General features: G+C 40.3%; 24 protein-coding genes. 18 read left to right on the top strand and 6 right to left on the bottom strand.

Features of this window, described 5'->3' with window-relative positions:
* Positions 1–141: 141 nt before the first annotated feature.
* The 8 genes from DESRU_RS20860 to DESRU_RS10440 all read left to right on the top strand — a co-directional run bounded on the left by DESRU_RS20860 (position 142) and on the right by DESRU_RS10440 (position 6,497).
* Positions 142–288, top strand: a complete 147-nt coding sequence (locus DESRU_RS20860) for a hypothetical protein (protein ID WP_013842081.1) — start codon at positions 142–144, stop codon at positions 286–288.
* 335 nt (positions 289–623) lie between these two features.
* Complete coding sequence (locus DESRU_RS10465) at positions 624–1,817, top strand: histidine kinase (RefSeq protein ID WP_013842080.1); 1,194 nt, start codon at positions 624–626, stop codon at positions 1,815–1,817.
* A 1-nt stretch (position 1,818) separates the two neighbouring features.
* Positions 1,819–2,589 (top strand): response regulator transcription factor, encoded by a 771-nt coding sequence (locus DESRU_RS10460; protein ID WP_013842079.1) that lies wholly within the window; start codon positions 1,819–1,821, stop codon positions 2,587–2,589.
* A gap of 137 nt (positions 2,590–2,726) precedes the next feature.
* The gene (locus DESRU_RS10455; protein WP_013842078.1) at positions 2,727–3,056 is read left to right on the top strand and encodes a hypothetical protein; all 330 of its coding nucleotides are present in this window, start codon (positions 2,727–2,729) and stop codon (positions 3,054–3,056) included.
* Positions 3,057–3,282: 226 nt separating this feature from the next.
* Positions 3,283–3,423 carry a hypothetical protein gene (locus DESRU_RS20855; RefSeq protein ID WP_187290563.1) on the top strand — a complete coding sequence of 47 codons (141 nt, stop codon included), beginning with the start codon at positions 3,283–3,285 and terminating at the stop codon, positions 3,421–3,423.
* Between the two features lie 4 nt (positions 3,424–3,427).
* Positions 3,428–4,219, top strand: a complete 792-nt coding sequence (locus DESRU_RS10450) for a TVP38/TMEM64 family protein (RefSeq protein ID WP_013842077.1) — start codon at positions 3,428–3,430, stop codon at positions 4,217–4,219.
* 343 nt (positions 4,220–4,562) lie between these two features.
* A complete protein-coding gene (locus DESRU_RS10445; RefSeq protein ID WP_013842076.1) occupies positions 4,563–5,165 on the top strand; it encodes a class I SAM-dependent methyltransferase in 603 nt (200 codons plus the stop codon).
* A gap of 168 nt (positions 5,166–5,333) precedes the next feature.
* A complete protein-coding gene (locus DESRU_RS10440) occupies positions 5,334–6,497 on the top strand; it encodes an agmatine deiminase family protein (RefSeq protein WP_013842075.1) in 1,164 nt (387 codons plus the stop codon).
* 59 nt (positions 6,498–6,556) lie between these two features.
* Here the strand turns inward: DESRU_RS10440 and DESRU_RS10435 are convergent, their stop codons facing one another.
* A complete protein-coding gene (locus tag DESRU_RS10435; protein ID WP_013842074.1) occupies positions 6,557–6,886 on the bottom strand; it encodes a hypothetical protein in 330 nt (109 codons plus the stop codon).
* Positions 6,887–7,224: 338 nt separating this feature from the next.
* Here DESRU_RS10435 and DESRU_RS10430 point away from each other — a divergent pair, with 338 nt between their 5' ends.
* The 4 genes from DESRU_RS10430 (at position 7,225) to DESRU_RS10415 (ending at position 11,239) form a co-directional block, all read left to right on the top strand.
* Positions 7,225–8,331, top strand: a complete 1,107-nt coding sequence (locus DESRU_RS10430) for a DUF362 domain-containing protein (RefSeq protein ID WP_013842073.1) — start codon at positions 7,225–7,227, stop codon at positions 8,329–8,331.
* A 908-nt stretch (positions 8,332–9,239) separates the two neighbouring features.
* Positions 9,240–9,713 carry a DUF2975 domain-containing protein gene (locus DESRU_RS10425; protein WP_013840465.1) on the top strand — a complete coding sequence of 158 codons (474 nt, stop codon included), beginning with the start codon at positions 9,240–9,242 and terminating at the stop codon, positions 9,711–9,713.
* Positions 9,714–9,723: 10 nt separating this feature from the next.
* The gene (locus DESRU_RS10420) at positions 9,724–9,945 is read left to right on the top strand and encodes a helix-turn-helix domain-containing protein (RefSeq protein ID WP_013840464.1); all 222 of its coding nucleotides are present in this window, start codon (positions 9,724–9,726) and stop codon (positions 9,943–9,945) included.
* A gap of 43 nt (positions 9,946–9,988) precedes the next feature.
* The gene (locus tag DESRU_RS10415) at positions 9,989–11,239 is read left to right on the top strand and encodes a DUF4153 domain-containing protein (RefSeq protein ID WP_013842072.1); all 1,251 of its coding nucleotides are present in this window, start codon (positions 9,989–9,991) and stop codon (positions 11,237–11,239) included.
* A gap of 124 nt (positions 11,240–11,363) precedes the next feature.
* Here the strand turns inward: DESRU_RS10415 and DESRU_RS10410 are convergent, their stop codons facing one another.
* Entirely contained in the window at positions 11,364–12,518 is a 1,155-nt protein-coding gene (locus DESRU_RS10410) for a DUF4317 domain-containing protein (protein WP_013842071.1), read from the bottom strand.
* A 335-nt stretch (positions 12,519–12,853) separates the two neighbouring features.
* Between DESRU_RS10410 and DESRU_RS10405 the strand changes: the two genes are divergently transcribed.
* The 3 genes from DESRU_RS10405 (at position 12,854) to DESRU_RS10395 (ending at position 17,492) form a co-directional block, all read left to right on the top strand.
* Entirely contained in the window at positions 12,854–13,450 is a 597-nt protein-coding gene (locus DESRU_RS10405; RefSeq protein WP_013842070.1) for a TetR/AcrR family transcriptional regulator, read from the top strand.
* 54 nt (positions 13,451–13,504) lie between these two features.
* Positions 13,505–16,126 carry a phosphoenolpyruvate synthase gene (gene ppsA / locus DESRU_RS10400; RefSeq protein WP_013842069.1) on the top strand — a complete coding sequence of 874 codons (2,622 nt, stop codon included), beginning with the start codon at positions 13,505–13,507 and terminating at the stop codon, positions 16,124–16,126.
* A 97-nt stretch (positions 16,127–16,223) separates the two neighbouring features.
* On the top strand, positions 16,224–17,492 hold the full coding sequence (locus tag DESRU_RS10395; protein ID WP_273483951.1) for an MFS transporter: 1,269 nt from the start codon (positions 16,224–16,226) through the stop codon (positions 17,490–17,492).
* 50 nt (positions 17,493–17,542) lie between these two features.
* On the opposite strand, the gene DESRU_RS10390 is transcribed toward DESRU_RS10395, so the two are convergent.
* Together DESRU_RS10390 and DESRU_RS10385 are read right to left on the bottom strand one after the other, a co-directional pair.
* Positions 17,543–17,923: a hypothetical protein gene (locus DESRU_RS10390; protein ID WP_013842067.1), complete on the bottom strand. Its 381-nt coding sequence runs from the start codon at positions 17,921–17,923 to the stop codon at positions 17,543–17,545.
* 76 nt (positions 17,924–17,999) lie between these two features.
* Positions 18,000–18,437: a hydrogenase maturation protease gene (locus DESRU_RS10385; RefSeq protein ID WP_013842066.1), complete on the bottom strand. Its 438-nt coding sequence runs from the start codon at positions 18,435–18,437 to the stop codon at positions 18,000–18,002.
* A gap of 573 nt (positions 18,438–19,010) precedes the next feature.
* Between DESRU_RS10385 and DESRU_RS10380 the strand changes: the two genes are divergently transcribed.
* The 3 genes from DESRU_RS10380 (at position 19,011) to DESRU_RS10370 (ending at position 22,782) form a co-directional block, all read left to right on the top strand.
* Positions 19,011–19,436, top strand: a complete 426-nt coding sequence (locus DESRU_RS10380; protein WP_013842064.1) for a DUF2680 domain-containing protein — start codon at positions 19,011–19,013, stop codon at positions 19,434–19,436.
* 417 nt (positions 19,437–19,853) lie between these two features.
* Positions 19,854–21,857, top strand: coding sequence for a C40 family peptidase (locus tag DESRU_RS10375; RefSeq protein ID WP_013842063.1), 2,004 nt, complete (start codon positions 19,854–19,856; stop codon positions 21,855–21,857).
* Between the two features lie 193 nt (positions 21,858–22,050).
* The gene (locus DESRU_RS10370; RefSeq protein ID WP_013842062.1) at positions 22,051–22,782 is read left to right on the top strand and encodes a poly-gamma-glutamate hydrolase family protein; all 732 of its coding nucleotides are present in this window, start codon (positions 22,051–22,053) and stop codon (positions 22,780–22,782) included.
* Between the two features lie 78 nt (positions 22,783–22,860).
* On the opposite strand, the gene DESRU_RS10365 is transcribed toward DESRU_RS10370, so the two are convergent.
* Together DESRU_RS10365 and DESRU_RS10360 are read right to left on the bottom strand one after the other, a co-directional pair.
* The gene (locus DESRU_RS10365) at positions 22,861–23,286 is read right to left on the bottom strand and encodes a poly-gamma-glutamate hydrolase family protein (protein WP_238446273.1); all 426 of its coding nucleotides are present in this window, start codon (positions 23,284–23,286) and stop codon (positions 22,861–22,863) included.
* Complete coding sequence (locus DESRU_RS10360; protein WP_013842061.1) at positions 23,271–23,732, bottom strand: Mur ligase family protein; 462 nt, start codon at positions 23,730–23,732, stop codon at positions 23,271–23,273. Before DESRU_RS10360 ends, DESRU_RS10365 begins: the two co-directional genes overlap by 16 nt.
* Positions 23,733–23,821 lie beyond the last annotated feature (89 nt).

The following is a 23,821-nucleotide window of genomic DNA, read 5'->3' as shown; positions in this document are numbered from 1 at the left end:
GGCTATATTTTATTTATTATGCACATTTTCCTCAACTTCACAATCACAACCACTTCGGGCCAACTTGGCCCGAAGTTCCTTTTTCCCGCAGACCAGCAAAAAGTATCAGAAATATCACGGTAATTGAGGGGAGGGTGTGCCATGCCACAGACAGACCGTTGCATTGTTCGCAACGAAGCCTATCAAAAGAAAAGCGTATTCATTCGGGAACGCCACAACCAGCGGAAAAATCAAGGGTACTCCAACCCGGATATTATCAAGAACCCCGTTTCTTACGAGGTTTTTTGACAGTCTGAGGCCGCCTCATTTTAGTGAGGCGGTCTTTAAATACCCCAATGGAGGAAAGTACACAATTGTAGGTTAAACTGTACAGAATTGTGTGCTTTTGCTTATTCCTTTACATTTTTATAAGGGTATTGTATTATAAAAATGTAAAATTTTTGTTTTATTCAACTTTTTTGGCATAATTAGGGTTGCATCCGAAATCCGTGACCACTTTTTCTTTTTGTCTTTAACCGCTTAAAGAATTGGGTCCCATGCCCTCGGATGCTTTTTTGTGATGGATTCACAATATCTTGCTACGTAAAATACAATCAATCATAGAAAGAGACATAGCGAAAAGGATGAATAAGACAGACAAAACATTAAAAGATTTCGTGGATTCCAATCTATATTCTCGATATAGCGGCCTTTTATCCCTGTCCAATATTTCTGTACAACTGGTGGATACCCAAGGTGAGATCCTGCTTGAGTTTAATCCGTCTCCTGATTTTTGTAAGCTGATTTGCCAGCAGGATGAAAGGCGGGTATGCTCCGACTATATTTGCAAATTAGAACCCGGTAAGGGAGACCGCTTTACCTGCCGGCATGGACTTTCCAACATTGTTTTGCCGGTGGATTTTAATGACCAAACGGTCGGCTATGTGGTGGGAGCGCAGGTTTATTCACCGGAAAGTGAGCACCGGAAGTATCTGATTGATATCATGGCTTTGGCCAAAGAGAAAAATCTGGAGCCGGAATTTATTGCTAAATCCATTTCAGCTATAAAAACCATTGAAGAAAGCAAAGTTGATATTCACGAACAACTCTGCAACCATATTGCCAAAAATATTTCCTACGATTTTTCTGAAAGCCTCCAGAATACCGATACGGCCATCGCCAGATTGTCTATTGAAAAAGAAATGCTGGAAAAAAAGATTCTGGACCTGGAAGCAAAAAATATGTCTCTGGTGGTTAATCCCCATTTCCTATTTAACACCTTGAACACCATTGCGCGTATCGCCTATTTTGAAAAATCCCATACCACCGAAGAACTTATTTACTGTCTATCGGATTTACTGCGCTATAATTTAAAGCAGGACGATGAACTGCACACCATTGGAGCCGAGATTGATAATATCGATAAATACCTTTATATTCAAAAGAAAAGATTCAGAAACCGTCTGGAATATGAAATTGATATTGCCGACTCCGTTAAACCTCACCGGATACCCAACATGATCATACAGCCTATGGTTGAGAATGCCCTTATCCATGGCATTACCCCCAAAAGGGACGGGGGCAAGATAAAGATTTATGCTGAAAAATATAAAGATGACATCCATATTTTTGTCGTAGATAATGGCAATGGCTTTCCCAAAGAAGTCTTACAAAGCCTGCAGCAGCCGGAAAACAAGCTGGGAATTGGTTTTCGCAGTACGGACAAACGGTTGAAACGGTATTTTGGAGAGGATTACGGGTTAAAAGTTGTAAAATCGGACTATAGCGGAAGTACGGTCAAGATTTCGATTTCTACCAAACCCAATGCGAGGAGATAGTATGAGCGTCGTTTTAATTGTGGAAGATGAATTACTCGAATTGGAATTTCTCAAATCCATTGTAGCCGAAGAACTTCTCGCTAAAGATAAAATACTTACCTGCCAAAGCGGCGGCCAGGCGGTTAAACTGGCCAAACAATATCGACCGGACATGATCATCATGGACATCCTCATTCCTGAAATGGACGGCTTAAAGGCTCTGGAGGAGATCAGAAAATTCCTTCCCCAGGCCCGTGTTATCATTCTATCGGCTTATTCGGACTTTTCTTATGCCCAAAAAGCCATTCGCCTGCGCGTTCAGGAATATTTGCTGAAACCCATTAAACCGTCGGTTTTCAAACAGATATTCCATGACCTGTTGACTACCCCGACCACGGTAACTGTGCGTCAGGTCGACCCCGGTGAAGAAGTCACGGAAACCAAAACCAACAATAAACACCTCATTGAAAAATCAATCAAATATATTCACGATAACTTTAAACAAAAACTATCCCTGCAAGCGGTTTCATCCTATGTATTTTTGAACCCCCAATATTTCAGCCGCATCTTTAAGAAGGAAGTAGGGGTTCCCTACATAGACTACGTCAATAAATTAAAGATCGAATATGCCTGTAAATTATTGGAAACCACCAACTATCCCGCCTATCGTATTTCCAGTGAATGCGGTTTTACCGATCCTTCTTATTTTAACCGCGTTTTTGTGCAGCAAATGAATATGACCCCCAAAGCATACCGAAGAAAACATCTAAGTGACAATGCGGATAATGGCTGATTCCCTTGCTGCTATCCTTCAATGATATCAAAAACCCGCTGGTCAGATGATGATGCCAGCGTTTTTTTGCGGATGGTTATCGACCTTTCTTGAATTTGGCAATGGGCAAAAAAATATCGGTGTTTGGAGGAATCCAATTGAAGATTATGAAGTTGAATGAACTAACAGGGCATGATGTTTATGAATTTTGTTATTCGCACAACTATCCTAATCATTGGAACGATTCATCCATTTATATTACTGATGAAGATTTGGGCCTGCTTTCACCGTACATAGATACTGTAATTAAAAATTATCATTATTACGGCCCTCAAAAAGTAAGTAAAAAGCAATGGAAGGATATTAAGAAAGGCTATTTGAAATCGGAAAACAAGGCTGCAACAACGGATCAAATTTTTCATGCGGTACAATTATGGCTGGAGAATGATTCCTCAAATGCAGATTATTTTTGGATTTTGGGGATATAAAGATGTGAGGAGCGGTTACTCTTTACTATAAAATAGATTATATTATTATAGCTAATTTTAATATATCAGTCTCCTTCTGTTGGATTAACTACAACAACAGGGAGCACCTCAAACAACGTGACCCACTTTAGCGAAGGCTGTACCTATGCGTATAAAGGCAACGGTTATATTTGATATGCAACGTATAAAAGTCCTCAACTATTCTTAATTATTGAAGGTGAACGAAATGAAACCATGCGCCATCGAAACTTCTTTTGCCGACCAGCCGACCGTTACCGACACCACGGCTGCCGGCGTTGTCGGTTCATCCTCCGCCGTAGCCATTGAATTGGAAACACGGAACGGCGATATCCACGGTTCCAGGTGACGCCATGAACAAAATGGACAAAGCAACCAAACAATTGATCATGGCCGTCGTGGTTTTTGTTATGGCCATGCTGGCGCTGACCTGGCTGGCGCTGCCGTACATCCGGCTTTTATCCGAACCGGAAACGCAACAGGAATTTACAGACTGGGTCACATCTCTGGGCCTCTGGGGCGGGCTTGTCTTCTTGGGAATTCAGATCCTGCAGGTGATCGTGGCCTTTATTCCCGGGGAACCTGTCGAGCTTTTAGCCGGTGTGCTGTACGGCGGTTGGGGCGGTTTGCTCATTTCTCTCATGGGCTGTATGGTGGCTTCTTCGTTCATTTTTTTGCTCACTAAAAAGTGGGGTGTGACCCTGCTTACCAAATTATTCCCTCAAAAGAAGATCGCCAAGTTTGCTTTTCTCAATAATTCACGGCAGTTGGAAACCGTTGTCTTTATTCTATTCCTGCTGCCGGGCACACCCAAGGATATGCTCACCTACATTGTCGGCACCACCCCCATGCGCCTTTCCCGCTTCCTGTTCATCTCCACGCTGGCGCGCATCCCCAGCATCGTTTCTTCCACATTCATTGGGGCGACCTTGTGGCAGGGGGAATGGGATGTTTCTTTGCTCTTCTTGGCGGTTACGACGCTGGCAGGGCTTGCTGGCATCGTCTACAAAGACAGGCTGGTGGCCTTCTGTAGAAAAAAAGGATCCCGGATGAAGGGGGCGGTTTTGCTGAAAACAAAAAAACAATTCAAAAGACCGAGCAGACGAACGGCGGAGAAAACATCTTTCCGTCGGCCTCGATCATAAAATGGTGGAATGTTTCAATAAAAAGCCGGATTCGGAGGAATATAAATGTTTTGTCCATTTGATTGTTACGACTGTCCTTTCTCGGACGAGTGTATTAACGATGATGAATATATCGGGGAAGATCAACTTCTATAAGAAGAGGAAATTACCCTAGCGCGGGAGTTTTGTGATTAATAAATGCACGGGGAGAAATAACTGTCTTCGTTTTGAAAAAAGGACTTGCTTTAATTTGAAATAATATATAATAATGGATAAAAAGAACGGTCTAAAAACAGCGGCTGGGTGGAAAGTGGTGCACCGTTGAAGAAAACGTTCTATGTCTATAGGAGGTATCAAAAAGACAATGATAGAGGAACGTTACCAAAAAAGATATAAAGCCGGCGATACTCCTTGGGCCATTGGGAAACCGGATTTCAACCTTATTCAGACTGTAACCGCCATGGATATAAAACCCTGTAAAGCGCTGGATATTGGGTGCGGAACCGGTGATAACTCCATATGGCTTGCGCAAAAAAACTTTGCTGTAATCGGTATTGATACTTCGGATGTTGCCATACAGAAGGCTATAGAAGAAGTCTCAAAAGGGAATGTCAAATGTACCTTTATGGTGTTTGATTTCCTTACAAACAAAATGGAAGAAGCGCCCTTTGGCTTTGCCTTTGATAGAGGCTGTTTTCATTCATTAAATTCGGACGAAGAACGGAAGAGCTTTGCTAAAAATGTAGCCGCTCATTTAGAAAAAGACGGCTTGTGGCTGAGCATCGTCGGCAACGCGGATGAACAACGGGATGGCCCGGGCCCACCGCAGCGAACTGCCGGAGATATTGTTAACTCTGTGGAACCCTACTTCGAAATCCTTTCACTGGTTTCAAGCCATTTTGGCTCTAACCGCCAAAACCCGCCTAGAGCCTGGGTTTGCCTCATGCGGAAAAGGCCTTTGGCATAGCGGATACAAGTGATTTTGATTAAAAAAGGAAGTGTCGCAAAGCTGCTTTTAGTGGTTAGCGACACTTTCTTTTAATTTAATAGACTTAAGCCTTCCCTCAGGGCCAGGGGCAAATAATTTTAATAACCGCGTGTTATATTAACTTTAAAAATTTAAGGTAGATAGCCCATGAAAAAAACCTATTCAATCATCTTAGTTATTTTTCTTTGCCTACTGGTGATCATGATAGCCCGGGATTTTAACCAACAGCCATCTAAAAAAGCCATGGTTTATCCTTTCCCCGCTGAGTTTAATAAACAGCAGGCTGTCTGGCTGCAGTGGCCCTCCGAAATATATAACACCGACCGCCCGGTTTACCCGGTGATCCTTAATATAATTAAATCTCTGGATCCCTACATTAGAATTAATCTGATGGTACGAAGCCAGGAAGAAACGAACCAAATTAAAGACCTGCTTAAAAATAGCGGCTACACCGTTAACAATGTTCACTACTACGTTGTTAATCACATGTCCATCTGGACCCGGGATGTGGGACCGATTTTTGTTAAGAGTCCGCAAAATAAACTCCAGGTAGTGGATTTCGGCTTTAACAACTACAGCCGCAGTGGCAACCCGGACTACATTGCTGCGGAAAGCCAGGTGGATAGACTGGCCGCCAAGCTGCTCAACCTGCCAGTAATCAAGACCGACCTTATTTCCGAGGGTGGCGCCATAGAATCCAACGGTCGGGGTACCATGATGGTGACCGAATCCGTGGCTTTAAGCCGTAATCCGAAAATGAGTAAAGCAGAAATAGAAAAAGAATATAAGCGGGTGCTGGGAGTTAAGAAAGTCATCTGGCTGAAAAAAGGGCTGGCGGAAGATGATCCTATTACCACCGGGCACATTGATGAAATAGCCCGGTTTGCCAATCCCAATGCTATTCTGTTAGCCCAGGTTCTACCTGGAGACAGATATACCAACGCTATAACTCAGGAATCTTACCGACGTATGGAGGAGAACTACGAAATACTACGGAATGCCACCGACCAGGACGGCAAGCCCTTCCATATCATCAGAATTCCTATGCCGCCCACCATTTACGGCAAAGTTGATGAAACCGGCAAAATACCCGTGCTCAGCTATTTAAACTACGCGGTCACCAATGGGGCAGTCCTTATGCAGACTTATTGGCAGTCAGGCCGAAGCGAGATGCTTAAAACCACTGAAAACCAGGTTAAAGATACCCTGCAGAAGGTATTTCCGGGGCGCCGCATCATTGGCATTAACGTCGAAAATGTAAATCGTTGGGGCGGCGGCATCCACTGTATCACCCAGCACATGCCCGAATAAAGCAGGGGAGGAAGAAAGGTAATCCTATTCCATTAAATATTTAAAAGATTAGAGTTGTTTCAAAATAAGGCGAGAATTAATCTGATTTCTAGAAAAATTAAGGCAACTAAGGTTAAGCCTATACTAACACTTTGACTAACTTTTACATGTATAAGCCTTCTGGCTAAAATGTTTAGAGTTATTATTGCTATATATACCAGGATAGTAAATAAAGCTGGATAAAGTATTAAGAATTTTAATTTTTCTTCAACTAGAATATCGCCCGGAGGGAAATCACTAGCACTAAATCTTACAAAACCAATCCACAAGACTAATAATTTTTGGAAAGTAAAAGTAGCGAAGGCTACTAAGCTAACTATAAAGAACATGTAATAGTTTTTATGCTTCATAATGGATACCTTCTTAAAAATATTGACTTTAAAAGTGGTTGTAGATTGTTCTCTTGGTCTTGGATGTTCCCAGTGTCATTTGAGATCACATTCAATATAAAATATAATTTCTCCTTCATATTTATTTATTAATCTTTCTTATATTTCCGGAAGCGAAAGCTTAAAAATAGCTACAAGAGAATCGTCCCCAGATCATTAAATATGGTGATCTGGGCTACATTTTTTGTACAGGCTGGGTTTCGGTTAAAAATATTTATAAAACCTATTGACTTTGAGTTAACTCAAAGTTGTAACATAGATGGTGGATTTCAACGTTTAATGTAGAGGGGGAAGGAAGCATGTCCAGCAAAGTATATTTTGTAAATCTTAGAACGAGAACAGATAAGGGGAATAAGATTAGCAAAATAAGAAACTTATTTGATCAGGCCGGTTTTAATGAGCTTATTCAAAAGGATGACCTTACAGCGATAAAATTGCATTTCGGTGAACGCGGCAGTGATGGCTTTATTAATCCTCTTTTTGTGCGTCAGGTGGTGGACAAAATAAAAGAAAAGGGTGCTAAACCTTTTCTAACCGATACGAATACGCTCTATTCCGGAAGTCGACATAACTCGGTTGACCATTTACTGACCGCATTGGAGCATGGTTTTGATTTTACGGTTACAGGGGCCCCCATTATTATAGCCGACGGATTACGCAGTGATAATATTACTGAAGTACAGATTGATAAAAAACACTTCAAAAAAGTGAAACTGGCTAAAGACATTGTTAGTGCTGACAGTGTAATTGTATTATCTCACTTTAAAGGGCATGAGATGGCCGGCTTTGGTGGAGCAATAAAAAATCTTGCTATGGGCGGAGCACCGGCAGTTGGTAAAAAGGAGCAGCATGCTACCAAGATTATAGTCGATCCAGATAAGTGCATTGGCTGTGGTGAGTGCAGCGAAGTTTGTCCTGAACAGGCGATTACGGTGCGTGAAGATAAGGCGAACATTGCTTTGGATAAATGTATCGGCTGTGGTGAGTGTTTAACGGTTTGTCCTGTAAAGGCCAACGGAATGGACTGGCAGACAGACTTATCAGCCTTTCTTGAACGAATGACTGAATACGGATATGGCTTTGCTAAGGCCCATGAAAAACGTATCGGTTATATAAACTTTTTAATCAATATCACGCCTGATTGTGATTGCGCGTCGTGGAGTGATGCACCGATTGTTCCTGATATCGGTTTTTTGGCATCCACCGATCCTGTAGCTCTTGATCAGGCAAGTTACGATCTAATCAATAAACAGATTGGCTTCTCTGAATCTCATCTTTCCTGCAATCATGAGGTGGGTGCGGATAAGTTTCAAGGTTTGCGCTCCTATATAGACGGTACTATCCAAATGCGGCATGGTGAAGAAATTGGTATGGGCAGTCGTGATTATGAATTAATCGTCCTGTAGTTATTTCAGTGGTAAATATGAAATCATTAAAGGAACTGTTTTAATTATGCGAGAAAAGTACAGGCATATTAGAGTGTTACTCTAATATGCCTGTACTTTTAAGGTGGACAAGCAAAGTTCATTCTTTCCATGACTTCAATAGCGTTATAACTACTACAGTATTCTTGCACAATTTGCCCTAAATATAGGTTTTTAACTGAAAAGTCCGAGACATTTAATTTTTGTCTCAGATGGATGAAGGAACAATCTGTAAAGAATGCGTGTCACTAAGTACCGCATTACCGTTCCCCTCGGCTAATAATATTATAAGCTATACCAAAAGCTAGTAGTATTAACACCGTGGCCCATGTCGTTGTTCGGTCCAGCATGGGCATTAAAAACAGTACAACCATGAAGAGTAAAAAAATAACATCCCAAAATGAAATTTTTACCCCCTCCTTAAAGTTTGATTAGTAAACTTATACTAGGAGAATTAATGTATTTTAAAGATTATAATAATAAAATCTTATAATATTTAATACTATAAAAATATAAAAATTACCTTTTTGGTTTTTATGTTTTTTTGTAAATTTCAATCATTTTGTGATATTTTGGTCACCAAATTCACTGAGGTTCTGCTGCTATTGCAAGGGAATACGGTCTTTCTGCAGTTGTAGACGTAGAAATCGCCACCAAGCTGATCAAAGTAATCCGGGTGAATGGAACGGAAGGGTGCAGAAATCTCATAATAGAGACGTAATGCCTTAATAGTTTAAAGTTTTAGAGCATTTCTTTGTAAGGAGGAATGCTTTTTATCTTTGCCCAAATTAAATAACAACAATAATATAATTAAATTCAATAATAATATATTGTAAAACGATAAAATATGTGCTAATATCAGATTACATTAAATAAGTGAGGTGCTTTTTATGAAACGAGAAACACTGTTTTTAAAGGCAGTTGTTTTTCTTATCGGAATTCCGGTTCTTGCCTTGTGCCTATTTGGATTGCCTTGGTTAGCTAATCATCCGGTAAATCCGGATCATACCCATATGCTATATCCCACTTTAATCGGTATCTATGCAACGGCAATACCTTTTTACTTTGCTCTGTATCAAGCTTTTAAACTTTTAAGCTATATCGACAAGAACAAAGCTTTCTCGGAATTATCTGTAAAGGCTTTAAAGAATATAAAATACTGTGCAATCATAATCAGCAGCTTGTATGTGGTAATGATGCCATTTGTTTATCTTGTAGCAGAGAAAGACGATGCCCCAGGTCTCATCATAATCGGAATGGTCCCTATCTTTGCTTCCATGGTGGTTGCAGTCTTTGCTGCTGTTCTTCAAAAGCTTTTAAAAAATGCCATAGACATAAAATCAGAAAATGATTTAACGGTTTGAGGTGAATAACATGGCGATTATAATCAATATTGACGTGATGCTGGCTAAAAGAAAAATGAGCGTAACAGAACTTTCGGAGAGGGTTGGAATAACCATGGCTAACCTTTCTATATTGAAAAATGGAAAGGCAAAAGCCATTCGATTATCAACTCTAGAGGCAATTTGTAAGGCTTTAGAATGTCAGCCTGGAGATATTTTAGAATATAAAAGTGATGAAGACAGTCAAGGATAATAAATTTTGATTAATAACATTGTGAAGGAAAGTAGGACTTAATATGACAATGGACATTAGCAATCTAATTATTGAAAATCTTGCTAACCCCCATGAACTGGAGAGAATGTATAGAAAAGAACCCGAAGCGTTTAAAAAGTCAATCTCATACGCCTGGGGAAAAAACCCTGACTCGCAGGTTCTTGCCGTTTGGTATGAACGATTGCATTTCAAGGAGACGGCAAATACAGAAAAAACTTCTTTGTTTCAGAAAGATTTCTTATCCATGGGCATTTTAGCAATGCTGGCCGGGATAAGCACCAGGGGAATTTTGCATTTTATCGAACAGCAGGCAATAGCCCCTATTAACCTTGTTTTTGGGATACTTCCCTTTATAGCCGCCTATTTTGTATACAATAATACCCCCCAAAGAAATGTTCTTTACACCCTTGCAGCGTTATTCCTAATCTCCGGAGTTTATCTTAATATACTGCCACCAGAGCATAAAGACAGTATTATCCTGGCTTATCTGCATCTTCCCATTTTCTTATGGGTATTATTAGGGCTTGCATTTACAGGGAATGAATATGGCATTGGCAGCAAGAGATTAGCCTATCTTAAATTTAATGGGGAATTTTGCATACTTTACGCCAGCATGGCAATCAGCGGAATGATGCTAACAGCATTAACCATGCACTTATTTCGATTTGTCGGCATGGATATATCTGAATTCTATTTTGAAAATGTTGTTTTATTTGGTGCTGCCGCCCTGGCGATTGTGGCTACATACCTTGTATCAAGGAACCTTAAACTTGCTAAAAATATTGCACCCTATATCGCTAAAATTTTTAGTCCCCTTGTGCTGGCCACATTGTTGGCCTATCTTATAACGGTTATTTGGGTGGGAAAAAATCCATTCTTAGACCGCAATTTCCTCATATTCTTCAACGGAATCCTCCTTAGTGTATTGGCCGTCACCATATTCTCCATTACCGAAAGCGGCACAGACGAGAAAAAGAACATTTCTGATTATATAAATTTTGCCCTAATTATTCTTGCTCTTATCATTGACAGTGTGGCTTTATCAGCCATGGTGTTCAGGCTTTCTTCTTTTGGGATTACGCCCAACAGACTTGCTGTTTTAGGCGTAAACATACTTATCTGGGCCAATCTAATTTGGATTATGCTCTCCTACATGCGTTTTCTACAAAACAAAACCGGACCTTCTACCATCCAAGACGCCGTTACTAAGTATTTGCCGGTCTACGGATTTTGGGCAGCTTTCGTTACATTTACTTTTCCTTTAATTTTTTAGGTACTTATCTACTTACATGTACAGTGTGAGAAGAAATAAATAATAGGATCGCTAAATAGTGACCACCCGTTATGAGCGGGTGGTCACTATTACAACCAATTGATTCATAGAATAATACTTATATTTAATAATTTTCTGTATTTAACTTAAGTCCCTCAACGATGATGTCATCATCTATTTCAATAAGTAAGCACTTTCTGCCATCCCGAACCACTTGTTTTAACCCTTTTAAATCCTTGGGGCTAATGGCAATATCCACTATACTGCTGTTTATTTTGATAGACTTAGATTCATAGGGGGGAAGTATGCTGGTGGCTTTTAATTCAATACTATCCTTTTCCATTATTTCGCAAAATACCTGCTCTAATTTTGAAATATCTTCAACTCCGCTATTTCTCAATACCCATTCAATATTTTTAACACCGAGAGTAGGTATATCACTTTCTTCTTCCTCTTCGCTAGCTAAAATTTGTTCGTTAATTTTGGAGTAGATGTTATTCATTATTTCGGGCTGAATTTTTTCTCCCACTACCCCTTTAATAATTTGAGAAAATTTATCTTTTTCCTCACTGGCCGTCAATTTTAGTTCACAATGAATGACACCTTCCACGAAAGCAGTATTGGGACAGTTCGGAGCTTGAGAATAATAAATAACTCTATTCACATCTGCACTGTTCTCATTGAAACAAGGGAACATAAAACCATCCAATGGAGCTGACAGATTCACTATAACATCCATAGGGGTGCTTACTTTAAATCCTTTTTTCTCAAAATCATACCTTAAGGCTCGTTTGGGCTGATCGACCTTATTTACACTGCACATCAGGAATCTAAACGCATACGCCACATCATCCATTCCTGCATCATCTTCGCCCTTTCTTTTCTTTGCGGGTTTGCTATATTCAGCCCTGATAAGGTTAATAACCACATCTGTTTCGTAATTATTTTGTTCTAGAATTTTTTCAATAAGCTTGTCTGAATCCGCCTTTAAATCATGGGACTCCAATATACCCAATAACAGGTGCTGTCCTTCGTTATTTCCACTGATAAAATCAAGCTCGTACACCTTAGTATCCAGGGGACCGGTTAAAATCCTTTTAAAATTCTTAAGTAACAATTCTTGGTGTTCTGTATCCAACCTGGCAAACAAGGTTTTTTCTGAACTTATAATATCCTTGCTTTCCTGTTTTACATACACGCTGCAAATTTCGTCAATTTGAAAACGATGGTTATCCATTTTAAACTCTTTTCGAATTGCTGCTAGGTTTTTTTTGTTCATAGTTAACTGATAAGCTCCTTTGTGTTGTGTCTAGTTGAAGCACTTTGCTCCGCAAGATGAAATGCTGTTAATAATTCATAATTAGACAAAAAATGACAATAACCTCTGTATGTACATCAACATTTTATAGAGAGGGGAGAGAGGGAGATAAGCCGGTCGGGGTGGAAAGCCACCTTGACCGGTCTTTCTTGTTTAAGAATACAGCCGAACTTCAATATAGTCACATTACTGTATATTCTTCATGAATTTCCACAAAATAATATGAGAAGTTTCTCATGTGAGATACTTCTCATACAAAACAATTTATGTTATATTGTTTGGCAGGAGGTGGTTGCGTGCCTAAAGACACTTTTTATAATTTGAGTGACGAGAAGAAGAAGAGAATATTTGATGCTGCCGTGCAGGAATTTTCAACCCGGCCTTTCAGCGAAGCATCTCTTAATAAGATTGTGAAGTCTGCAAAAATACCCTGGGGAAGCTTCTATCAGTATTTTAATGATAAAGAGGATCTCTATCTTTATATGTTAGAAAAAATCGGGAAAGAAAAGCATAAAATTGCCCCCTACACCAAAAACTTGGATTCGGATATGGACGTTTTTGAAACCATTATACAAAGAACCAAAGAATCCTTGGAACTGGGCAGAATAAAACCGGAATATACCAAGATAGGCATGCTGATGGAGATAGATAACAATGAATTCATTACGAAGCTCCGTGCAGTATCTGCCGAAAAGTATATGAAAATGATTGAGCGTGATAAAGAACGAGGTCTCATCAAACCGGAAGTTGATTCCGAACTGGTTATAAATATGATTTTCACATTTAGTTTAAATGAGTATTACAGGAACGGATTAGACGAGGAAAGGTATTTAAAGAAACTCATCGATGCGATCAAAATAATCAAAGAAGGAATTGCCGTGCTTAAAGATTGATAGAATATGTTACCTGATGGCTTTGGCCATCAGATAATCGAAAGGGGAATATGTATGAGCTCATACGTGCTTGGCTTTCCGGAGATTGATAAAACAAAGCTCATGGTGGTCGGGGGCAAAGGCGCTAACCTGGGGGAATTATCCGGGATTGCTGGGATACCAGTGCCTGATGGCTTTTGTGTTACCACCGAAGCTTATAAAAGAATCATTGAGCCTAATCATGAGTTTAACGCTTTGCTGGAGCAGCTATCGCCCCTTAAGGTGGAAGACAGGGAAAGAATCGCTGAAATCAGCGGCAAGATTCGCAAGGTTATTGAAGGGATAACCATTCCAAAGGAGATCGATGAAGAGATCACCGGTTATCTTTCGAAGCTTGGTGAAAAAGATGCCTACGCCGTACGTTCCAGTGCCACAGCGGAAGATTTGCCAACGGCATCCTTTGCAGGACAGCAGGACACCTATTTGAACATTATGGGAAAAGACGCCATCCTGAAGCATATCAGCAAGTGTTGGGCGTCGTTGTTTACCGACCGCGCCGTAACCTACCGCATTCAAAACGGCTTCGACCACCGCAAAGTCCATTTATCTGTAGTGGTCCAGCGGATGGTTTTTCCTCAGGCGGCAGGGATTATGTTTACTGCCGATCCCGTTACCTCCAACCGGAAAGTGCTGTCTATCGACGCCAGCTTTGGGCTTGGCGAGGCCCTGGTATCCGGCCTGGTAAATGCCGATATTTATAAGGTGAGGGAAGGACGCATTGTCGATAAGAAAATATCCACCAAGAAACTGGCCATTTACGCCTTAGAAAAAGGCGGCACAGAGGAAAAGGAGATAGAGCCTGAAAGACAAAATACGCAGACATTAACGGATGAGCAGATTTTGCAGCTTGAACGAATGGGCAGAAAGATTGAGACGTATTTTGGCCGCCCCCAGGACATCGAATGGTGCCTTTATGAAGATAAAGTCTATATCGTCCAGAGCCGTCCCATTACCACCTTATACCCTGCGCCGGAGGTGGAGGATGGGAAAAACCATGTTTATTTTTCCTTCGCTCATCGGCAGATGATGACGGAAGCAATGAGACCATTGGGCTACAGCTTCTTTCAGGAATTCTTCAAATTAATTTCCGGTTCGGCCATGATTGAGATCGGAGGAAGGTTATATATCGATGCATCTCGTGAACTCAGCACACCGATCATAAGCAAGACTTTTGTCAAAAGTATTGACACGGTTGATGTTTTGATGCAGAAGGCTGTTTATAATATTCTGCAACGGAAGGATTTTATCAAGGGGTTGTCCAGGGAAAAGTCATCGATGATAGGGGCTTCAGTATTATTGCGGTTTGGAATCGACACTTTAAAAACCTATCTTAAAAACGATCATGCTGTTGTTACAAACCTTATGGCTCGTGATGAGACGGTAATGCATAATCTGGAGCAAAGGATTGCCAAAGTATCGGGAAATGAACTGTTTGATTTTATCTTTCATAGCTTTGAAGAAATCAAGGATACTGTTTTTGCCGGCTACGGTGCGGTTTTTGCAGGAGCCTACGCTACCTCCTGGATCAACAAAAACATGCAGAAATGGCTGGGTGAAAAGAATGCAGCCGATACCCTTGCTCAATCGGTACCCGATAATGTTACCTCCGAAATGGGACTGGAACTTTTGGACGTAGCGGATGTCGTAAGAAAGTATCCGGCAGTGATTGAATATTTTCAACAGGCCAACCAGGAGACTTTTTTTGAGGATTTAGCCAAATTGGAAGGCGGGAAAGATGTCAGTGATTCAATTCGGGCCTATCTTAAGAAATATGGCATGCGTTGTTCGGCGGAAATTGATATAACCAGGACGCGGTGGAATGAGAACCCGACCATACTCATTCCAATGATTCTCAGCAATATCAAGACCTTTGGACCCGGTGCCCACCGTATGAAATTTGAACAAGGCCTGCAGGAAGCTAGACAGAAGGAGCAGGACATTCTGAAACGTCTGGAACAACTGCCCGGTGGCAAGAGTAAGGCCAAAAAGACCAAGAAGATGATCAGCGTTTTGCGCAATTTCGCCGGTTTCAGGGAATATAACAAGTATCTGCTGGTCTACTATCTCTGGATTCTTAAGCAAGCATTGATGAAGGAAGCCGATAACCTGGTGCAACAGGGTGTGATAAGAGATAGGGAGGATATATACTATTTAACCTTTGCGGAATTGAGGGAAACCGTTAGAACAAATCGGGTGGATGCCAACCTCATCGCAAAGAGAAAAGAAGACTATGAGGTTTTTGAGAAGCTGACCCCTCCCCGTGTCATCACCTCTGAAGGTGAGATTATCTCCAGTGCATACGACACCGACAACATACCCAAAGGCGCTTTGGCCGGCGTAGCAGTTTCATCCGGCATCATTGAGGGCCGGGCACGGGTTATTTTAAAAATGGAGGAGGCCAATATCGAAGAAGGGGATATTTTGGTCACAACCTTCACTGACCCCAGTTGGACACCGGTGTTTGTATCCATTAAGGGTCTGGTGACCGAGGTGGGGGGCATGATGACCCATGGCGCCGTTGTGGCAAGGGAGTACGGGCTTCCGGCAGTCGTCAGCGTGGAGAACGCTACCAAGCTGATTAAGGATGGGCAGCGTATCCGGGTCAACGGAACCGAAGGGTATGTAGAAATCCTGTAGCAGGGAAAACGGTATTTGCCTGCTGCAGAAGGGATAAATGAGTTTGAAGCGATAAAAGCGACCCCTGACCGGGTCGCTTTTTCAGACAGAAAAGAAGGTGCTGCCCTTGTGGAAAAAAGATAAGCAAACGGTAAATACAAATCTCATATTGTTATTGCTCGGTAGGGTGATATCCGATATGGGAACGGGTATCCAAATGGTGATTATGCCCCTGTATATCATCGATGCGGGCGGCTCGGCGGCTACCGTGGGGGTGTTCTCCTTCCTGTCTTTGGTGCCGGTTCTTATTGCCTACCCCTTTGCCGGAGTGATCGGAGACCGGTTGAACCGAAAGACGATCATGGTGGCCACCGACTTAGCCAGCGCCGTGGTAATTTTGGGTTTGGCTTTAAGTGCACATTCCAACAAAATGAGCCTGACATTGCTCCTGTCTGTGCAGGTAATGGTATCTCTTCTGAACGGTTTGTTTGATCCGGCCACCAAAGGCATGCTGCCCCAATTGGTGGCTGAGGACGAACTGACCCGGGCCAACTCCACTGTTGCGTCGCTGCGGACATTATCCGGTCTGCTGAGCCCTGTCATTGGGGCTGCGCTGTATGCAAGTCTGGGTATTGCAGTGCTGTTCTTTATTAACGGGATCTCATTTTTGTTATCGGGAAGCTGCTCGATGCTGATCAGATATAAGCATATCAAACGAGAGTCAGCGGTCGGCATGCCAGGATTCATAACGGATTTATCCGAGGGGATCCGATTTATTCTGGCCAATAAAGTAATCCGCAAGTTATGTGTTTTTTTTCTGGTAATATACGCCTTAATCCAACCTATGTTTACAGTAGTATTGCCTTTGTTTTTCAGAATCCGGTTGGAATTCACAGATACACAGTATGGCTATCTGCAAATGGTAATCATATTGGGAGCACTGGTGGGAAGCATTCTGGTAGGCGTGCTGTTCGGCAAAAAGGATGAAGTGAACAAACCCCTCATAATTGGCTGCAGTATGCTTATGGTTACCATGCTAATGTTTTCGGGTTTGACATTCCCGCACAGCTTATCGGTCATAGGGAAGGACACGCTTTTATACTTTGCCTTGCTGGGAGGAGTTCTTTGTCTGCTAAGTACCGCTATTATGTTCATCCATGTTCCGGTGCAAACCTATATCCAAAAAGCAACGCCCAACGAATATATGTCCCGGATGTTTTCAATCGTGGGCATGATTAGCAAGGGAGGCATGCCGTTCGGTGCATTGGTATACGGAATCATCCTTAACAGGATTGAGGTGCATTGGACTGTAATGTCGGCGACCTTATTGATAATGTTGATTTCAATTGTTTTTTTAAAGAACAATAGGGTTGTGAGTACCCAGTAATTTCCGATATTAATCTTTGGGCGCTAGAGCTGGCTTTTAAGTTGTTAGCCTTACTCAATATGAATTATTAACAATACACCTAAGACAAGTACCATTTGCAGATGTCTCTGTCGAAATACTTTATAGGGCAGCATAGCTGATGCAACACAAATCGCAAATAACATCAACCAAAGTAAATAACCCCAACCAGTTTCTTCTAAAATTGCAAAACGTTTACCCTGTCCCATAGCCGGGAGTACTAGGTTTGTAGTGACTATGGTACCATGTATGAATAATGCTGTTAATGCTGACCAGCCAAAGTATTTATGGTTTTTCTTGATATACAACATAATTTGATTGTCTATTTTTTGCTTATTAGACAACTTTGCCAAACTAAGACTTAATAATATGAATCCAAGCCAACCTGTAAATTCAATTAACTCTCCACCCATTTTTGCTCGTTCCTTTCATTATGAATTTTTTCAGTGATTAGCAGCAGTGGAAATTAACCTAAGTTTTTATAAGATTTTAAACCTCAGTTTTAATTTCAGTAATAATTTTTGACACTATGGCTTTTAACCCCACTGATAACCCTTTACCAAAATCTAACTGTTGGGGTTCTACTCCGTAAATGATTAAACCTTCTGGTAACCCGGTAATACCTCTGGCCCATTTAATAATGGTTGGCAGCGACATGTCGTGAGCGTTTTGTTCAAGGTAATCCATAACATCTTCCGTATCCAGTCGGTAAACACACCCCGGAGGACTCTCTGCCCGAAAGGCATCAATGACTATAACCTGTCTGACTGGACTAACCTCCTGAAGGAAATTAAAGATTGAAGTTCCCACCTCAATTATCCGTACCTCGTGAGGCCACTCCAATTTTCCTAATTCCTCTGCAATTAATACACCAATTCCGTCATCACCTAAAAGTGGGTTACCCCAGCCCAAGTATAAGGATTTCATAAGTTATGTTCTTTTGGATGTTCTTCATAATACATATATATAAGAATTCAAATATTTTAGGAGTAGATTTATGCAAAAAGAAGACTTTATTAGGGGTTGTCAGGAATTGGCCGCAGAGCCAGGCCATCAGCTTTAAAGGCTCCTCTCATAAGGGTTCCACTAGTGTTATTGCCAGAAGATTTCACGATACATAATTGATATTGTTATAAATGCAGCCACAAAGCTAGAGAGCAAAATGGTCTTTCAACAGTTGCTCTCAGCGTTGGCACTTAAAGCTTTCCCATACTCTTTTTAAACAAAAGCGTGGCACTAAACTAATATTATTCTTATAATATATTTATAAAAAGAGTATAAAAAGGCTGAAGGGGAAAATGTAGTATGGGTTTAAAAATTCAATTAATAGAATCCGCAGGTTGGCTCGAGAAAAAATTCAGAACGAACTTTCTACTACTTATAAGAAAGAATCATAAGGTCATTCACTTTCACCCTTCTTTTATTCTTCTATCATACTTTTATCTTAATTACTCTTTATGATAAGAATATAACAAAACAAATCTGATGAAAGGAGTGTGTATGAAAACCTTGAAGAAATTGTTAGCAACAGCAACTGTAGTAGGTATGCTTGGAGTGGCAGGTGCTGCTTTTGCAGCGACGGCGTTGAGCCCTGCACAAATTGTATCCGGTTTGACAGGAAAAACAGTGACGGAGGTATATCAGGAAAGTTCTACTGGAAAGACCTATGGCACAATTGCTAATGAAGCAGGAAAGCTGGAAGAATTCAAAGCTCAAATGTTGGAGCAGAAAAAAATAATTCTCGACCAACGTGTAAAGGACGGTAGTCTCACTCAGGAGCAGGCAGACGAAATTTACAATAACATCAAAAATAACCAGGCAACCTGCGATGGAACTGGCAGCGCTGGGATTGGTAGAAAGTCTGGTGGGTGCTTTGGCCAGGGGTGTGGTATGGGCCTTGGAGCAGGTGCCGGAATAAACAGATAGACACCTTCTTAAATTACCCATTACCAGGAAGTGCTTTCCCGGTAGGGGTAGTACCAGCGAAGCTGTCACCACCCGCAAAGTAAATACCATTTAATGGGAAGACCGGACACTAGCTTGTAATGTCCGGTTTTTTTCTTCCTGCAATCTCTTTAATTAATTGGAGAACCAACTGGCAGTCACTCAGAGCCCAGTGTGATTGATAGCCGCCGGTGGCATCTTCAAGTCTAATGCATTTTCTCGCGTTTAAAATTGCTTATACAGGAAATTTTACAGGAGGAATTCAATAATGAAATCGCGAATGCTTTAAATATGAAAAAACACCAATAAAATGCAAAATCAACAAGATTTTGCAGCTCAGTAAAGTTTGATGCGAGAGTCTTAAAGACCACAAGCGAGATAAAGCAGGTGGATTGTAAAATGAACCAATTTAAAAAACTAAATATCATATGGTTAATCCTATTGATCCTGTTAACTGTTACAAGCCCATCCTACGGTTATAATGATGAGACAGAAATTCAAGCGGTTTTGCTTGCAGAAAGTTTAATAGGCAAACCTTTTAAACAAGGGGGAAATACACCGGAGGAAGGATTTAATAGCATTGGGTTTATTCAGTATGTATTTAAAGAGGGAGAGCAGGTAGTCCTCCCCGGATCGCCTTCACAGTTATGGAAACTGGGTGAATCTATAGAACGTAATGAAATCCAACCTGGAGATGTTCTTTTCTTTGCTGGAAGCGACAACCTAATACCGGCAATATATAAAGGCGATAATATCATTATCGTTGTAGCGACTGATGAAGGGGTAGTAAAACGGAATATAGTAGAAGATTCCTATTGGCGGGATCGGTATAAAGGTGCAAGACGCTACACAAATATAGCGAATGAATTAAATCCTGTAGCCGTAAAAGCCCTTGAATTAGCAGGATCTCCTTATGAACTTGGAGGCAATGATTCAAATGGCTTTGATCATTCAGGCTTTGTACAATACGTTTTTAATGAAGTAAACAAACTGGATTTTCCCAGAACATCGAACGAACAATGGCGAGTAGGTATGGAAGTAGATACGGCTGATATTAAATCCGGTGATGTACTATTCTTTCAAGGTAGCAGTGTGCGACTACCGGGAATTTATATAGGCAATGATATTTTTGTTATTGTTACAACCAATGGAGTTGCTGCAGTAGATATTGAAACAAGTGATTATTGGAAATCCAAGTTGCTGGGAGCAAGACGATTTAGTAACAATATTATTGAGGAAGGCGTCGTAAGCAATCCAATTGTAGAAAAGGCTATGGATTTGCTTGGGACACCCTATAACCCAGAAGGGAACTCACCAACCGAAGGCTTTAATACGACTAATTTTGTACGTCATGTTTTTAAAGATACCCTCAACATACAACTATCTGTCTTCTCCGACAGGATCTATGAAATGGGCGAATCCATTTCTAAAGAAGAGCTTCAAGCAGGAGACTTAGTATTTTTTCAGGGAAGCAGTCTTATACCCGGTATTTATAAAGGAAATGGTATGTTTATCGTTCAGACTACAGAAGGAGTTGCGGAAAGAGATATTGAGAGTGAGTATTGGTCAGATATATATGCAGGTGCAAAACGACTAACGGAGGCTGATATATATTATTCTCAGCCTGAAAATTATAAGGAACATGAGAATTTAGTTATTCAAGAAGCAATGAAATATATAGGAACTCCTTATTTGTTAGGTGGCGAAACAATGGATGGTTTTGACTGTTCTTATTTAGTTCAGACCGTCTTTAGAGACGCTAAAAATATTTATTTGCCTCGCATAACTTATAAACAATGTGAAGTAGGCGAAACTATCGATTTTGAAAACAAGCGTCCTGGAGACGTGATTTATTTTAAAGGAAAATGGCAGGAAGGGATATCACATGCTGCAATTTATCTAGGAAATAATTATATAATTCATGCCTCTGGCGACGAAGGTATGACTACAATCAGCTATTTAGGACAAAATTTACTAGATCGCCTTGCAGTAGTAAAGCGCTTTGACTCGCTTAGTTTAAGGCTGGATTCTAAAGTTGTTGAAGAAGCATATAAAACCCTGGGTATCCGTTACTTAGCAGGAGGAAATACCAAAGCAGGCTTTAATCACTCCGGGTTTATACAATACGTGATGAAGGCAGGTTTAGATATTGATCTACCAAGATATTCATCTCAACAATGGGCTTTAGGAAATGAAATAGAAAGAGAAGATTTAGATATTGGAGATGTTCTATTCTTCGAAGGCTCCAGCAATGTATTACTACCAGGATTATACATTGGAAATGGGCAGTTTATCATCGTAACAGAATCTGAAGGGGTAGCAATTCGTGATCTTACTATCTCAGATAGTTATTGGAGTCCACGATATGTTGGAGCAAAACGATATGAAAAAATCAATGAGTAGCAGATACTGGCTTCCCGTCTTCCTCTTTTAATATTTATTTTCTCGAAAATAACTGAATCCCTGTCAGTCTAGAATATTGACTGGACAGGGATTTTTAGTCAGGATTAAGCAATTTATTTGTATTATAATAAATTGTTACTGATTGCAAAATTAAAGAAAAAGAGTTTAAAAACACTACCAGAGGAGGAAAGGGATGAACATAAGAAAACATGTTACAAAAATTAAGATATTTGCTTTATTATTCTTTTTATTGATAGGTTATTCAAGTTATGTAAAATACGAAGGCGCAAAATTAGAAGACGAGAATAAAACACTAAAAAAACAATTAGATATTGCAAATGAAAAAATAAAAGAACAAAAAAATGAGCTTGATGATTTATTGGATTCTCAGAAAGATATTGAATTTCAAATTGAAGTTAATGAAACAGATTCTAATATTACAGTTGTGGCAATTCATGGAGGTAAAATTGAAAAAGGTACTACTGAATTAGCTTATGCCCTAGCTTCCCATAATAATTATAACTATTATTCATTTCTGGGTTTAAAAAGCACAGATAATTTTTCACTACATGTTCCTTCAGATAAATTCGCTGAAACATACGCACTGGAAATGGTTTCTAAATCTAAAAGGACATTATCAATCCACGGGTGTGGCGGTTCAGAAGAATTCACCTATATCGGAGGCCGGGACACTGAATTGGCCAACAGGATAAAAGAATCTCTGACTAAGCATGGTTTTACTGTGAAAGATACTCCGAAGGATCTGGCCGGTATATCGTCAGATAACATAGTGAATAGAAATAGAGACGAAAGGGGAGTACAGCTAGAAATATCAGAGGGCTTAAGGACAAAATTTTTGTCCACTAATAAGCATAGCTTGAACAGCTATGTTCTCGCAATAAGTGAGGCAGTCAACAATATGTAAAATGACATAGTGAAATAAGGCTGACAAGCTACCAAGGTAGCTTGTCAGCCTTATTTTGATAAACAGTATTTTTTCAGGTTATTCTTCTGATACTGTTTTAAGATCTTGAATTAATTCCTTGGGATTCTTTGCGCCTTTTTCTAATACTTTCTGGATTTTCTTATCGAAGTTGCGCTTTTCAGGGTTAAACCGATTTAAAAACCCTTCAGATTTATTATTATTAATCTTCTTCATGAGCTCAACTATTGTTGGCCAGCTTTCGCTTAGCGCGTTATTGATGGTGCCTGAATAATCGTTTAAGGTACCGGAATCAGTTGCAAGTTTATCTCTTAAACCTTTGGAAATAGCGATCTGAACGCCGCCAAGCTGATAACTGTTATTAAACAATTTATTCTTATTCACGATATTGCTGTCCATAACCCCGGCAATGCGATCCTGAATATTTAAAGTTTTTACATTATATCCTTTGGCAGTAAGATGTAATCTGATCAATTCTGCCAGCAACTTATTCTGACCGCCAATATATGGTCTTCACGAACATTAACAATAACGCCTATATTTGCTTTAACAAGCTTTTCCTGAAAAATAATCTGGTAATTGGGATTTACGGCCATACATTCTGTTACAAATGCAGATGCGCCAAGCTTGACTGCTTTTTTAACGACAGCTTTTTGTTCTATAATATTTGGACCTAGACGGCCTCGTTTGATTGGTTCTTCTTCTTCCTTGTTCCAATAAATAATTCTCGCACTGGTTCCCGTCGTTTTTCCGACAACCTTAGCTCCTGCTTCCTTTAAAATACCGGTAATTAATCTTGTTGCAGTTGATTTACCTCTTGTACCGTTTATATTGATTCTAAGATTGATCTGGTTTAAGTTTTTATGATGGTGTATTTGTTCATAAACCCCTAAGATAAAAACAAAAATAATAAGCGCTATAGCAAACTGCACATTTATCCTATCCTTTCTTTAATAGAATTAAGTCTCCATGCTTTACGCCCTTGCCTTTCGGGCAGTTTGCCGAATATGAAATTTAAAGA

This window comes from Desulforamulus ruminis DSM 2154, assembly GCF_000215085.1.
Lineage (GTDB): Bacteria > Bacillota > Desulfotomaculia > Desulfotomaculales > Desulfotomaculaceae > Desulfotomaculum > Desulfotomaculum ruminis.
Note: the sequence above shows the minus strand (reverse complement) of the source record. Positions and strands in the feature narration are given on the sequence as shown.

Bases quoted from the DNA above. Each gene is read 5' to 3' on its own strand.
- DESRU_RS10385 (WP_013842066.1), bottom strand. From the start codon at position 18,437: ATGAAATCCTTATACTTGGGCTGGGGTAACCCACTTTTAGGTGATGAC.
- DESRU_RS10420 (WP_013840464.1), top strand. From the start codon at position 9,724: ATGGCGATTATAATCAATATTGACGTGATGCTGGCTAAAAGAAAAATG.
- DESRU_RS10445 (WP_013842076.1), top strand. From the start codon at position 4,563: ATGATAGAGGAACGTTACCAAAAAAGATATAAAGCCGGCGATACTCCT.
- DESRU_RS10425 (WP_013840465.1), top strand. From the start codon at position 9,240: ATGAAACGAGAAACACTGTTTTTAAAGGCAGTTGTTTTTCTTATCGGA.
- DESRU_RS10450 (WP_013842077.1), top strand. From the start codon at position 3,428: ATGAACAAAATGGACAAAGCAACCAAACAATTGATCATGGCCGTCGTG.
- DESRU_RS10465 (WP_013842080.1), top strand. From the start codon at position 624: ATGAATAAGACAGACAAAACATTAAAAGATTTCGTGGATTCCAATCTA.
- DESRU_RS10430 (WP_013842073.1), top strand. From the start codon at position 7,225: ATGTCCAGCAAAGTATATTTTGTAAATCTTAGAACGAGAACAGATAAG.
- DESRU_RS10460 (WP_013842079.1), top strand. From the start codon at position 1,819: ATGAGCGTCGTTTTAATTGTGGAAGATGAATTACTCGAATTGGAATTT.
- DESRU_RS10415 (WP_013842072.1), top strand. From the start codon at position 9,989: ATGACAATGGACATTAGCAATCTAATTATTGAAAATCTTGCTAACCCC.
- DESRU_RS20860 (WP_013842081.1), top strand. From the start codon at position 142: ATGCCACAGACAGACCGTTGCATTGTTCGCAACGAAGCCTATCAAAAG.
- ppsA (WP_013842069.1), top strand. From the start codon at position 13,505: ATGAGCTCATACGTGCTTGGCTTTCCGGAGATTGATAAAACAAAGCTC.
- DESRU_RS10390 (WP_013842067.1), bottom strand. From the start codon at position 17,923: ATGGGTGGAGAGTTAATTGAATTTACAGGTTGGCTTGGATTCATATTA.
- DESRU_RS10370 (WP_013842062.1), top strand. From the start codon at position 22,051: ATGAACATAAGAAAACATGTTACAAAAATTAAGATATTTGCTTTATTA.
- DESRU_RS20855 (WP_187290563.1), top strand. From the start codon at position 3,283: ATGAAACCATGCGCCATCGAAACTTCTTTTGCCGACCAGCCGACCGTT.
- DESRU_RS10435 (WP_013842074.1), bottom strand. From the start codon at position 6,886: ATGAAGCATAAAAACTATTACATGTTCTTTATAGTTAGCTTAGTAGCC.
- DESRU_RS10440 (WP_013842075.1), top strand. From the start codon at position 5,334: ATGAAAAAAACCTATTCAATCATCTTAGTTATTTTTCTTTGCCTACTG.
- DESRU_RS10375 (WP_013842063.1), top strand. From the start codon at position 19,854: ATGAACCAATTTAAAAAACTAAATATCATATGGTTAATCCTATTGATC.
- DESRU_RS10410 (WP_013842071.1), bottom strand. From the start codon at position 12,518: ATGAACAAAAAAAACCTAGCAGCAATTCGAAAAGAGTTTAAAATGGAT.
- DESRU_RS10380 (WP_013842064.1), top strand. From the start codon at position 19,011: ATGAAAACCTTGAAGAAATTGTTAGCAACAGCAACTGTAGTAGGTATG.